The sequence below is a fragment of the Spirosoma pomorum genome (assembly GCF_054776615.1).
Genome location: NZ_BAAHBP010000021.1, coordinates 36,615 through 49,856, shown reverse-complemented (window position 1 = coordinate 49,856; position 13,242 = coordinate 36,615). Strand labels below are relative to the sequence as shown.

11 protein-coding genes are annotated in these 13,242 nt (G+C 55.6%); 5 read left to right on the top strand and 6 right to left on the bottom strand.

The features are described from left to right. Positions 1-36: 36 nt before the first annotated feature. Both menD and ACYVAD_RS11810 read left to right on the top strand, forming a co-directional pair. Positions 37-1,785 carry a 2-succinyl-5-enolpyruvyl-6-hydroxy-3-cyclohexene-1-carboxylic-acid synthase gene (gene menD / locus ACYVAD_RS11815; RefSeq protein ID WP_461139698.1) on the top strand — a complete coding sequence of 583 codons (1,749 nt, stop codon included), beginning with the start codon at positions 37-39 and terminating at the stop codon, positions 1,783-1,785. 83 nt (positions 1,786-1,868) lie between these two features. Beyond that, positions 1,869-2,417 carry a hypothetical protein gene (locus ACYVAD_RS11810; protein WP_461139697.1) on the top strand — a complete coding sequence of 183 codons (549 nt, stop codon included), beginning with the start codon at positions 1,869-1,871 and terminating at the stop codon, positions 2,415-2,417. A gap of 6 nt (positions 2,418-2,423) precedes the next feature. Here ACYVAD_RS11810 and ACYVAD_RS11805 read toward each other — a convergent pair whose 3' ends face one another. Then, on the bottom strand, positions 2,424-3,482 hold the full coding sequence (locus tag ACYVAD_RS11805) for a tetratricopeptide repeat protein (RefSeq protein ID WP_461139696.1): 1,059 nt from the start codon (positions 3,480-3,482) through the stop codon (positions 2,424-2,426). Between the two features lie 25 nt (positions 3,483-3,507). Between ACYVAD_RS11805 and ACYVAD_RS11800 the strand changes: the two genes are divergently transcribed. The 3 genes from ACYVAD_RS11800 (at position 3,508) to cobA (ending at position 7,007) form a co-directional block, all read left to right on the top strand. Beyond that, complete coding sequence (locus ACYVAD_RS11800; protein ID WP_461139695.1) at positions 3,508-3,759, top strand: hypothetical protein; 252 nt, start codon at positions 3,508-3,510, stop codon at positions 3,757-3,759. Positions 3,760-4,006: 247 nt separating this feature from the next. After that, a complete protein-coding gene (locus ACYVAD_RS11795; protein WP_461139694.1) occupies positions 4,007-6,163 on the top strand; it encodes a nitrite reductase in 2,157 nt (718 codons plus the stop codon). Positions 6,164-6,245: 82 nt separating this feature from the next. Next, a complete protein-coding gene (gene cobA / locus ACYVAD_RS11790; protein WP_461139693.1) occupies positions 6,246-7,007 on the top strand; it encodes a uroporphyrinogen-III C-methyltransferase in 762 nt (253 codons plus the stop codon). A 70-nt stretch (positions 7,008-7,077) separates the two neighbouring features. Here cobA and ACYVAD_RS11785 read toward each other — a convergent pair whose 3' ends face one another. The 5 genes from ACYVAD_RS11785 to ACYVAD_RS11765 form a co-directional block, all read right to left on the bottom strand. Continuing rightward, positions 7,078-7,845 carry a pirin family protein gene (locus ACYVAD_RS11785; RefSeq protein WP_461139692.1) on the bottom strand — a complete coding sequence of 256 codons (768 nt, stop codon included), beginning with the start codon at positions 7,843-7,845 and terminating at the stop codon, positions 7,078-7,080. Then, complete coding sequence (locus ACYVAD_RS11780) at positions 7,842-8,366, bottom strand: hypothetical protein (protein WP_461139691.1); 525 nt, start codon at positions 8,364-8,366, stop codon at positions 7,842-7,844. The genes ACYVAD_RS11785 and ACYVAD_RS11780 overlap by 4 nt, the downstream gene beginning before the upstream one ends. 94 nt (positions 8,367-8,460) lie before the next feature. After that, complete coding sequence (locus ACYVAD_RS11775; protein WP_461139690.1) at positions 8,461-9,201, bottom strand: dioxygenase family protein; 741 nt, start codon at positions 9,199-9,201, stop codon at positions 8,461-8,463. A 363-nt stretch (positions 9,202-9,564) separates the two neighbouring features. Then, positions 9,565-11,958 (bottom strand): TonB-dependent receptor, encoded by a 2,394-nt coding sequence (locus tag ACYVAD_RS11770; protein ID WP_461139689.1) that lies wholly within the window; start codon positions 11,956-11,958, stop codon positions 9,565-9,567. A gap of 57 nt (positions 11,959-12,015) precedes the next feature. Then, positions 12,016-13,239 (bottom strand): DUF4249 domain-containing protein, encoded by a 1,224-nt coding sequence (locus tag ACYVAD_RS11765; protein WP_461139688.1) that lies wholly within the window; start codon positions 13,237-13,239, stop codon positions 12,016-12,018. Positions 13,240-13,242: the final 3 nt, after the last annotated feature.

Below are 13,242 nucleotides of genomic sequence, written 5' to 3'. Positions count from 1 at the left end.
GTTATGTTTGCAAACTCAACTGTTTAATCATTACGTATGCCCGTTCTACAGCCCCTCCTCTCGATCACCGAGATTCTGGTTCAGCAAGGCGTTACCGATGTCATTGTATCCCCCGGTTCGCGCTCGGCCCCGCTCACGCTCGCCGTGGCCCGGCACCCCCGGTTACGGGTTCGGGTACTGGCCGACGAACGCTCGGCCGGCTTTGTGGCACTGGGACTGGCTCAGCAACAGGGTCGGGCGGTCGCCGTCATCTGTACGTCGGGCAGCGCCGTTTACAACCTGGCCCCCGCCGTCGCCGAAGCGTTTTTTCAACAGGTCCCCCTCCTTCTCCTGACCGCCGACCGCCCCCACGAGTGGCTGCACCAGCAGGACGGACAAACGATGGACCAGATCGGTGTTTTCGGCGGGCAGGTAAAACGGAGCTACGATCTCCCCGCCGATTACACCCACCCGGACGCCCGCTGGTTTATCGAGCGGTCCCTCAACGAAGCTATCAATCTCAGCCAGTCGGCCCCCTACGGCCCAGTCCATATCAACGTACCGGTCCGGGAACCGTTCTATCCCACCCCTAACGAAGTTTTTGACTACGGACGCCCCCGAATCATTGACGTATTGACAGCACAGCCAACTCTGGCCCCCAACACCTGGCATACCCTCCTCCGGGAATGGGATCAAAGCGAACGAATTCTGATTGCGGTGAGTCAGCACCCACGGAACCCGGCGCTGTTAAAACTGCTCGGCGAACTGAGTGAGGAATGGGGCATTCCGGTAGTCGGGGAAATTACGGCTAACCTGCCACGTAACGACCGATTCATTACCCATAGTGATACGTTTCTGTCCGGTCTGCCGGTTGATCTCGGTGAACAGCTTCGTCCTGACCTACTAATTACATTCGGCAATTCCTTTTTGACCCGGAATCTGAAAACGTTTTTCCGGACTTATCCTGCCCGACGGCACTGGCACCTGCAACCTACCACAGACCGAATCAACGATTCATTCCAAAGTCTGACCACGCTGATTCCCGCCGATCCCCTGACGTTCTTAGGAAAATTGGTCGCTGACATTGATTACCAGCAGTTTTTACAAGGTGATGACGACACCGACGAGCCTGGAACATTTCTGGCAACCTGGCAGCAGGCTGATCGTCGGGCGGGCCGACTCGTGCAGCAAACGTTAAAGACCAGTCAAGCCCTCACCGACTGGGCCGCCGTGCAACAGGTACTGGAGCACCTCCCCACTGATTCTACGCTGCACCTGGCAAATAGTATGCCCGTGCGCTACGCGAATTTGTGCGGGGTAGACGAGTCGCAGCAGATCAGTGTCTGGAGCAACCGGGGCGTCAGCGGCATTGATGGGTGTCTGAGTACGGCCGTAGGCGCGGCCCTGGCTACCCCCGATCGGCTCGTTACGGTTCTCATCGGCGACATCGCCTTTTTCTACGATCGGAACGCCCTTTGGTCGGCCACCGTCCCGGCAAACCTGCGCATCGTGCTGCTCAACAACGACAGTGGACATATTTTCCGAATGATCGATGGGCCCGCCCGCCAACCCGAACTGGAAACGTATTTCGAAACGCCCCACGGGTACACAGCCAGGAACACCGCGGAAGACGCTGGTGTAGTCTACCACGTATGCAATGAACTGCCAGCGTTACAGTCCCTCCTCCCCGACTTTTTCCAACCAGGCGACCGGGCGCAGCTCCTGGAGATCACAACCGATAAACACCAGAATCAGGAGCAGTTTGCCCAGTACAAAAACGCTTGGCAAAGAAGCACGAACAACTAAAACTACAGTTATAGTTGTTCGTGCTATAGGTAGTAATAATTAGAATAGAGATTGTGGACACACCTGTTATATGCTGGAACAACATGAAGTGGATAGTTCTATTGCTGGCCAGTTTCCTAGGGGTTGGTTGTAGCAGGCCACCAAGCCTGCCTTCAGGCGGCTTTAACATCACCAGCTTACGGGATGACTCTACCTGGTACGCCACTGGGCAAGCAGTCAGCGCGACACCATCGTCTTGCCCGGGGAATCGGTTCGACTTACTGATCAAGACTGACCTACCAATCAAGGGCAGTCAGTCAGGTAACGTTGCCACGGGCTGTCAGGGCGACTGTATGCCTACCCAGCGCCTTAACATCGTTGCTATTCCCCTACGGAAAGGCCGTTATCGCATCGCCAGGCTTGACCCGTATGGAACCACGGAGGCTAAGCCATCTCATTACTGGCTGCTGACCAATGGTTCGGGCATTTTACGTGCCTTTCTGCTTCAAGACCCCAAATCCAGTTGGCTGCGAGTCAATCGATACGATCCTGCTTCGGGACTTATTGACGGGCAGTTTGCGCTGAACTTGGCGGACACCAGCGGTCAAACCGTTCGTTTCAGCAAAGGTCTGTTTCGCGTCAGACTCCAGTAGCAATCGCTAGCGACAGTACGTTTGTCGTTCTCGACGCGCCAGCTCGTCCCCGGCTGTTTCCCCCCGCTGCCAGGCCGTACACGCCCCTGCCGTATTCCCCGCTGCCCGTTCGGCTGTACCTATATAATAATAGAGCTGATCCACCGACGCGTCGAGTTGCTCGGCCCGGCGAAACGACGAGACCGCTTTAGCGGCCTGATTTTGCTTCAGGTAATAAATTCCCTGACTACGATAAGCCCAGGCATTTTGGTCGTCCAGCCGTAACGACTCGTTAATCAACGGCAGGGCCTCCGCGGGTCGATTTAGCATCAACAACAAGTAGGCTTTGTTGTTCTGGTAATAAGGCTGGTTAGGCTGAGTCGCCAGCGCCCGGTCCACAAAGGCCAACGCTTCGGCGTAGTTCCCCTGACGAGCCAGCAGGAGGCTCTGGTTGTTCAGGGCTGCGTCCTGCTTCGGATTGAGTTGAATAGCTTTCCGGATATCGGCTTCGGCGGGGCCATAGGCTTTCTGATTAAAATACAGCGCGCCCCGGTTCGTCAGCGCTTCGACGTTGTTGGGGGTCAGTTGAATCGCCCGGTCGTAAGCGGCCTGAGCGGGCGCGGTCTGGTTCAGCCGCACGTACGTATCGCCCAGCCGGGTCTGGTAACCCGTTGAGTCCCGGTAGTCTTTTTCGATCCGCTGCAAATCGGCCAGACTCCCGGCCGCATCACCCATTTCCAGCAGCACCTCCGCCCGGTTCAGGTAAGCTGCGGCAAAATCAGGATCGCTATCGAGGGCTTTGGTATAGTCAGCCAATGCGCCTTCCCGGTCGCCGTTCCGGAATTTGGCCAATCCCCGGTTGTTGTACGCATCAGCAAAATCGGACTTTTTCTCAATGGCTTCGGTGTAGTAGCGGATGGCTTCCCGGTATTCACGCTTCTGCAACTGAAGATTCCCTTTCAGGAAAAACTGAGCGGCCTCGTCGGTCTGACTATTACAGTTGGTTAGAAACAACGTACTTTGTCCTACCAGCAAGATACCTAAGGCTAGCGTGCGCAGCCGCGGGTCAATTCTGAACTGTATCATTGATCAATAACACCAGCCATTTCACATGCGTTTCGTTCAGGACATCCCCCATCCCCACTTCCGCATTGGGCTTTACGCCTGGAACAGCAAATATATCGTCAAAATCGAAGCGGGCCCGTATGAGCAAACGTATAAGGTCAGCGAACTCGACGTAGCCGATATAAACGATGTGCTGACGATGCTGGATGAACCCTTCCTCACGGCTGTTTCCCAGCGCTTTCAGGCCATGGATACCGACTGGCAAGCAACGGGTGCGCGAAACGATACGTTTTTATAAAGAGTGAAAGAATGAGAGAGCGAAGCCATCCGGTTAGATCGCTCTTTCGCTCTCTCATTCTTTCGCTCTTTGTCTCTGTTCGATAACGTATCGTTATCGCCCATAACCAGAAGTTGGGCATGGGCTGAACCTTTTCCCTGAGTATTTGCCTTATACTTGTACCTGAAATACACAAGAACCAGACGCCGAACTCAATCGGCGTTTCGTTTTATTACATAGTCTTTTAACTCTATAGAGAATATACTTTATGGCTATTCACTTGACGGATCGGGTAAGCGAAGCCGCCCGGCGTGACATTCTGGATCTGGACCGTAGAATTAATTCGTTCCGCTCCGGCGAGATAGCCGACGAAGCATTTCGCAAGTTTCGACTGACCCGCGGAGTCTATGGCCAGCGGCAGCCGGGCGTGCAGATGATCCGGATCAAACTACCTTACGGCCGGATTACCGCCGACCAGCTCGTGCGCATTGCTGATCTGTCCGATACGTACGCCACCGGAAACCTGCACGCGACCACCCGGCAGGATATTCAGCTTCACTTTGTCAAGCTGGAGGATTCGGTACAACTCTGGGCCGATCTGGAAGACGCGGGTATCACCCTGAAGGAAGCCTGCGGCAACACGGTTCGGAACGTAACGGGCTCGGCCCGCGCGGGTATCGATCCAGAAGAACCGTTTGATATTACGCCCTACGCCTACTCGATTTTCGATTATTTCCTGCGCAATCCAATTTGCCAGGATATGGGCCGGAAGTTTAAGATTGCCGTGTCGTCCAGCGAGAAAGATTCCGCTTATGGCTACATGCACGACGTGGGCCTGATTCCACGTCTGCGCGATGGACAGCGAGGCTTTAAAGTAGTGTTGGGCGGTGGCTTGGGGGCCCAGCCGTTCCCGGCGCAGACGGCCTTCAAGTTTCTGGAAGAAGATCGGGTGATTCCATTTATTGAAGGCGTTATCCGGGTTTTCGACCGGTACGGCGAACGGCAGAAACGCCATAAGGCCCGGATGAAATACCTCCTGAACGACATCGGTCTGGAGGAATTTCTTCGCCGGGTTAGTGACGAAACCCCTGCCCTACGCAGTCAGACCTACGCGGTTTCGCACGACGACGTCCCGGTTGTGCTGCCCCAGTACGGCGACGATAAAGCTCAGACGGGCAGCGTTACGTCGGAAGGAGAAAACGATACGGCTTACCAGACCTGGTTGAAAACAAACGTGTTTGAACAGAAACAGGCGGGCTGGTACGCGGTGCAGCTTCGGGTGCTGCTGGGCGATATGTCGTCCGACACCGCGCGGGCATTGGCCCAGGTCGTTCGACAGTACGCAGCCGATGATATACGGGTAACCGTCAACCAGGGCTACCTCCTGCGTTACGTCAAACCCGAACACCTGCCCGCCGTTTTCCAGGCGCTCAGCGCGCTGGGGCTGGCGAATCCCGGTTTCGACACTACGGCTGATATTACGACCTGCCCCGGTACGGATACCTGTAATCTGGCCATTTCGAGCAGCTACGGCATCACCCGTGCGCTCGAATCGATGATGCACGACGAGTTTCCGGACCTGGTCTTCAACGATGACATCAAGATCAAGATTTCGGGTTGCATGAACGGCTGCGGTCAGCACTCGGTAGCCAATATCGGCTACCACGGCTCGTCGCTGAAAAACGGAGCCTACGTGTTACCCGCCCTACAGGTGCTATTGGGCGGTGGTTTCAACGGCAAGGGTGAAGGATTGATCGCCGACAAAGTAATCAAGATTCCATCCAAGCGGGGGCCTGATTCGTTACGTTTTCTCCTGCGGGATTACGAAACCAACGGCTTTGATGGCGAGTACTACTCGGACTATTACGCCCGGCAGGGAAAAAACTATTTTTACCAGTTATTGAAACCGCTGGCCGATCTAAAGACGCTGGTTGATACGGATTACATCGACTGGGATCATACCGAACAGTATGTCACCGAAGTAGGCATCGGCGAGTGCGCCAGCGTCCTGATTGACCTGGTGGCCACCACCCTGACCGAAGCCGAAGAAAAATTAAGCTGGGCGCAGGAAGCACTGGCCGGTGAGCGCTGGGCCGACGCCATCTACCACGCGTACAACACGTTTATCACGGGTGCCCGGGCGGGACTGATGAGCCGTGACGTACCGACGAACACACAGCACGGCATCGTGTCGGACTTCGACCGGGTCTTTGCCGGTGAATCGCTGTTCCACCAGCAGGAAGGCGATTTTAAAGCACTCGTTTTCAGCATCAACAAAAACGAACCGACCGAAGCATTTGCCCGGCAGTTTTTGACCGAAGCCGAAGCGTTCCTCAGTGCCGTCCAGGCGTTCCGCGCTGACCAGATCGAACGCGAGGGCTTCTTCCCCGAGCTTCAGGAACTCGTCCAGGCCAAAGACAGCTAAATCAATGAGTGATTTGCGAATGAGCGAATAGGCTGACGTCTGCTTTATTCATTCACAAATCACTCATTCACTCATTGACCTTATGAAACTTACCCTTGTTGGTGCGGGGCCGGGCGATCCGGACCTAATCACCCTAAAAGGTATTCGGGCGTTGCAGCAGGCCAACGTAGTTATGTACGACGCGCTGGTGCACCCGGACCTGCTGAATCATTGTCATCCCGACGCGCTGAAAGTATACGTTGGCAAACGCCGGGGGGCTTATGCCTGCGTACAGGAAGATATCAATCCGCTGATTGTGCATTACGCCCGGCAGTACGGTCATGTCGTGCGACTGAAGGGGGGTGACTCCTTCGTGTTTGGCCGCGGTTACGAAGAACTGGACTATGCCAGACAGCACGGTCTGGAGACGGCCGTGGTACCCGGTTTGTCAAGTAGCTACGCCGTTCCGGCCTCCGCCGGAATTCCCCTGACAACACGGGGGCTTTCGGAAAGCTTCTGGGTAGTAACCGGCACGACCAAAGCGGGCCAACTCTCGACCGACCTCCACCTGGCGGCTCAATCCTCGGCGACGGTGGTCATCCTGATGGGGATGCATAAGCTGACGGAGATCATGGCAGCGTTCGACGAGGCCGGAAAAACAGCCACGCCCGTCGCCATCATCCAGAACGGCTCCCTCCCCAACGAGCGCGTTGTTACCGGACGAGTCGGCGATATTCAGCAACGAGTCATTGACAGCGGCATTGATAACCCGGCTATTATTGTCGTTGGCGACGTAGCGGCCCTGGGCAACGCGGCAACCAAAGCAAACTTACTCGCTCTGGACACCCCAACGGACGTTGAGTAACTGATCATGTTAGATCAACAAAAAGCCCTGACTCAGCTTGAGTCAGGGCTTTTTGTTTGGGTACTTTTGTTTACTGGCCAAGCGGCATATCGATCAGCAGGAGAATAGCTCCGTCCGATAACGCTTCAAATTCCATGTCACTATGGGTATCGGCCGGCTCGTAGCGAAGGGAAAGACCGTCTTTTTCGTGCAGCAATCGGTTGGCTACTTCAAATACGCCCCGCAGTACAAACACAAAAACGTTACGTCCTGCCGCGGGCACCGTAAACGTTCCTTCGCCCCGTCCATCATACTGGCCAATGAAGCCACGGCTCGTCAGTGCGGTATCGGAGCCAGCACCCGCTGATCCAAACAGGGGCAGCAACATATTTTTGGTGAGTAGCAGAAACCGGTAGTGCGTGACAGTAGAGCCAGCTATTGCCTCAGTCCGTCGCAGCCAGAACTGAAGGAACGTAATGGTTTCGGTTTCGTAGGGATTCGTTACGGAATACGTCGTTCCAGCTGGCAACGATAATACCCCCACCTGACCCGGTTCCAGAAAATCAGGAGTCGATCTGGTAGGTTCCGACGTGGATGTGGCTGTCGATTCGCGAATCTGGTACTCCAGTCCCCCCTCCAGTGGCAGCAGAATAACGTCGGTGGCGTCCTCCACCCGCAGATTCAACGCGGCTCCTGCCCGTAGGGTATCTTCATTCAGTAAGTGTAATACCCCGAACGGTTCTCGCCCCTCGGCTACGTACCGCCCGAAATTAAAGGTATGGTAAGTACGTACTAAATTGGTCTGCGAGCAGCCCCGCTGGTCGGCCAGATAGATTTGTGCGTCGGTTTGGGTATTCATAGGACGAGTGATCCGGGCTGGAAAGACCAGATGTTCAGGTTCGGCTGGAGCATCAGCAGATCCGTGCTGACTTCTTTTCCCTCCGCCAGCAGTTGGCGCTGATCACCATAGGCCACAAATAACGCGCTTCCTAACGTATCAATCCAGGTAATTGGATCGCTATAGAACGTAATAGCTACTTTATGCGCGTCTTTCTGGTTGATGTCGGACGCCAGAATCTCAAACTTGAACTGGGTAAACGGCACGGCTTCCTGACCCGACGCATTAAGCAGATCGGGAATGATCTGATTTAATTGTTGCAGATAGCCCATCGCCACACGGCTCGTCAGGTAATGCAGTTGCTCCGCTTTGGGCACGTTGGCGATCAACTCCTGAAGCGTCTGATAAGTACCGGCCTGGTCGTATTGCTGGGCCTGCATGTAAAACTCCTGGTAGGTTTCATCAAAAACGGCCCTGTCCCAGCGCTTTGCCGACGTACCATCAATAACCTTCCGGTAACTCAGCCGAATCAACCCTTTCATAAGTATCAAAGAGCGAACGTGTGAATGAGTGAAAGAGCGAGTCTTGCGTCAGCCTTCTCGCTCTTTCACTCATTCACACGTTCGCTCTTTACTTTTATCCATTTACGACGATCGTGTGTGCGAGCGTATAGCCAGCGGACAGACTTCCCGACAGGGTCGCCAGTTCGTTGGTGTACCCATCGCCGAAGACATTGTCGCGTTCGTTTAAGGTATCCTGCGCGCCTTTCGTGTATCCGTACGACTGTCCAGTCGTGTACACCGTATTACAGATATCGTATGGAAAGGCGATCTGCGTTACCAGCAGCGACTTACCCGCCGAATTGTATATATGGACGTGGACGTGCGGAGCCCGACCTGAGTACCAGCCCGGAAAAACCGTCGTAAAGTTCACCAGCCCGTTTGCATCCGTCGTCTGCCGCCCCCGCAGGAAATCAACGGTTGTGTAATTTACACTCTGCATACCTGTGCCACCGTATTCCGAGTAATTCCCGCCTTTGTCGCAGTGCCACACGTCAACCAACGCCCCCGCGAGTGCATTACAGCTATTATTGACATTCTTAATAGTAATGTTCATCGTCAGCGCTACGCCCGTCTGCCCATCGCGGATATCACTCCGCACAAATTTCGCGGGCGATTTCGTTGGAAAGGGACCTTCTGTTTCCGAGTTCGTTACGGTGCAGTTGCTGGCCGAACTGCCGTTGGTCGCCCCCGTCGAGGTGCTGGTACCCGTACTCGTTGAAGTGGTTGGATCAATATCTGTCTGGTTGCAGGCTGCCAGAGCGGCTACACTGAACAGGCTACCAAAGCCACGCTTTAAAAATTCTTTCCGTTCCATATTTTTCTATTGCTGCTATGCGGGTAAAACTTGACTGTACGTATAAAGAACTCCAGTAATGACCGGTATTTGTCTACTCAACGCGCTTCACTCTTCTGAGCATTACCCGGCAAAACTACTTATCGGTAAACGAAGCTGTTTTTCGGCAAATGGCTACGTAATCCTTTAAAGAGATTCCTGACGGGCTCAGCGGGGGTGGTTGTCAATTCCAACGATGAAGATCCAAACCTGAGTAGTTCTACGAATTCCGTTTATTTCCCGATACGTGTTTAGGCAACGCTTCGTTGCAGCAACCGATGCATTTTCGGTAAACGGAGCCGTTTCGCCCGAAGCGAGAAGTGTGCGAACTATGTCGTGTGCGGCTTATTTAAACACAAAATTGTAAGCCAGCGAGATAATCGGAGCCGCGAAGATCTGAAGTTGATACGAATTAGTTTTCCCATTCTCCGTACGAAAAAAGACAGAATAGGCGTTCGGTTGCCCGTACAGGTTATAGATGGTAAACGCCCAGCGGCCCTCCCAGCGCCGGTGCCGCATGCTGGGGTTGTAGATGTTCCAGGCCAGGTCCAGCCGGTGGTAGTCGGGCAGCCGCTCGTTGTTCCGCTCGCCGTAATACGGAAACTGCGCTCCGTTGATACTGACGTAGCCCGTCGGACTTGAATAAGGTCGTCCGGTGCTGTAGGCAAACGTAAAGCTAAAGGTGTTGTGCCGCCCCACGTCGATGGTCATATTGGCGTTGAGAGTATGCGGGCGGTCATAGTTGGCGCGGTACCAGCGACCCGCGTTGATCGCCTGCTCAACCGAGACGCCCTGATTCACCTGATTCAGCGTCCGGGCGTAGGTGTAATTCACCCAGCCCGTCAAATCCCCCTTTTTCTTACTCACCATCAATTCCAGTCCATACGCCACGCTACGTCCCTGCAAGAGTTGCGTTTCGGGGTACGGCTGTAACAAAAAATCAGCGCCGGGTTTATAGTCGATGATGTGCTGTGTGGCTCGGTAGTACCCCTCAGCCGTCAGCTCGTAGATGTTCCGGTTGAAACTAAGGAAATACCCCGCCGTTATAAGCTGACTCACCTGAGGCCGGATGTTGGCATCCGATGTTTTCCAGCGCGACGTCGGCAGGGGCGTTGTGGTATTGGTGACCTGTTGCAGATACTGCCGCATCAGGTTATACCCAAATTTCAGCGATGCGTTGGGTGACAGCGAGTACCGAAGCCCCAAACGAGGCTCGGGCCCGCCGTACACCTTGGCCACCTGCCCCGCCCGGTAGCGGATGGAATCGATCACCGAGAAGTCATCCCGCGATTCCCCGGCTGCGTAACGACGGACCAGCGCCGGCCCCAGTGATAAAAAACCGGAGTACCGCAGTCCCGCTGACAGGGCCAGCCGCTCATTGACATTTCGCTCGTAATCAGCGTGCAAGGCCAGTTCCAGTCCATTTTCGGTGGGCGTCGTTACGTAGTTTACCTGCTGACTCTGCCCCGGCAGCAGCGTACCGGGTTCGATACGGTAGTGGGTGGCGGTCAGTCCGACCTCCAGTTTCTGGTTCAGCTCCTGATAATTCAGGGTGGAGCTAACCTGCCGCTGTAGCACCGAGGAGCGCAGGCTAACCAGATTACCACTTAGTTCGGGCGATAGAATCCGGGGGACGTAATGTACGTATACCAGCGAGCTTTGCAGGTTCAGGCGGGGCGACAGGGCCGTAAACCAGCGAAGTAGCCCATTCACCGTCTGGTGATCGTAGCGGGTGGCGGTGCCGTTTACGTTGGGCAGATTTGCCAGCAGGGGCGTCTGGAATTTATCCTTGCTGCCGTATACCATACCCGTCAGCGTATTGCGGTCGTTTACCCGCCAGAACGCTTTGATCACGCCATCGCCGAACTGGGACCGAATTCCCCGCAGCCGCTCGCTCGCCAGGGGCAGCAGAAAGTCATTGAATGCTCCCCGACCCGATACCAGCACCGCCAGGCGATTCTTTACGAGTGGCACCTCCAGGGTCAGTTTATTAGAGACCACGCTAACGCCCCCCGATCCCCGCAGCGAATCCAGGCCGGGATTGCGCAGGGACACATCCAGCACCGAGGCCGCCCGCCCGCCGAAACGAGCCGGTACGTTGCCCTTGTAGAGATTGACCGAGCCAAGCACGTCGGGCGGAAACACGGAAAACAACCCAAACATGTGAGTTGGATTGAAAATTGGCGTTTCGTCGAGTAGAATCAGGTTCTGATCGGTGGTGCCGCCCCGAATATTGAGCCCGTTGGCGGCTTCCCCCACGCTGCTGACGCCGGGTAGTACCTGCAATCCCCGCAGCAGATCCACTTCGCCCAGCGCGGACGGCAGTTTTCGCAGCGCATTAATATTGAGCTGATTGACACCCAGGATAGGTTGACGTACTGTCTGGTCGAACCCCTTTGTGGTCACGATCACCTCTTCCAGGTGACTTTCGACCGTCACCAGGCTAATGTTCACGGTGCGGGGACCGGTGCTACGCGGAACAACCCGACGCACCGGCGTGTAGCCCACCAGCCGGACAATGATGATGTGCTCCTGGGGCGATACGTCGAGGGCGTAGTGGCCACGCTCGTCCGTGTGGGTTCCCGTCAGGTGTTTCTGGTAGTCGATGATCACGGCGGCCCCGACCAACGGTTTACCCGTGGCCGAATCGCTGACAATGCCACTGAGCCGGATCGTCTGCGCCCGAACAAGCCCACTCAGCAACACCCCTACCAGCAGCAGTCGTATACGTAGCACCATAAATCGGTTGTTTGACTATTCGCAAAAACAAGAGCCCCGCCCGGCCATGAAACTCGTTCACCAGCCGGGTGGCACCTGATCGGTCCGGGAGCGACTAGGGATACAGACGGCCGAGGGAATGCCCGAAAACCCTTGTCCGCCATTCCGGCTTAGTTCCAGGTTCGGCACCCGCCCGTTGACGGCGTAGAACAGTCCCTGAAACCGCCCCGCCGACGATGGTACGTTTGACCGCACGATCCGGTGACTGCTGGTCGACACCGAAGCCGCCGAGAAATACCCGACGACGTTCTCCGTCGGGTCGGCCTGATTCCGGACGTTACCCGCAACCGGGGCTGGGGGCGAGTCGGCCAGCGTTCCCGTGTTCTGCGTCTGATCGGCAAACAGTTTATAGTATCGGTATGCATCCGCCGACAACGACAGTTGCTCAATGGTAATTGATGCCTTGTTAAGCTGGTAAATCGGTACGCTGGCTACCTTATGCCCGACCTGCAACTGCCCGTTGGTATAACTGTCGGCAAACACATCGATGTCCTGGTTATAAAAAATATCCCAGCACAGGCCCCGGCACGGGTAATCAAATAGATTCCGCGTCGGCAGGGTCGTGTCCCGCACGCAGCCCAGCACGGCCAGCGGGCCACTGCCCAGCGGTCCGATGTCCTGCACAACGTATCGGCCCTGCTCACAGGTGGCGCACCACTGCTGGGTTTCGTAGAGTCGCCAGCGCCAGAGGTAAAAATTACGGGTGCCCGCCGGGTCCTGAAAATCAACGTAAATCTCGTTGACGGGCGTTGGTAATGCATCCGCCGTTTTTTTGGGGCCTAGGGGGTTATATGTATCGTAGGTCCGCAGAATGGCCGGTACGCCAGTCATCGTTTCCACCGACGATTGATAGGCAACTCCCTCTTCCGTTCGAAACCGTAGCTGGTAGGTATTCCCCACTTTTCCTACGAAGCCGTCGGGCAGTTGATATTCACCCGGCTGCACCTCCCGTAGCGAAACGATAGTTTCCCCGTTAACGGCCAGCGTTACAGCGGCCCGCTGAATTGGCGTAGTGGCGCTGGAATCCGCACTCGACCGCGCCCGGCTCAAAAAAACGGTCTGCGTTCCAGGCTGATCCGTAATGATCCCATTGACGACTACCAGGTTGGCACTCAGCTGTACGTTCGCATCGTAGGGACTAACGCAGCCCTGGAGCAGACACAGCCAACTCCCCAATCCTAGGAGTAACCAGTTGACCAGGCGTCGATTAGCCGCTTCGTTGCGTTCCCTGTCCTGTCTCATCTA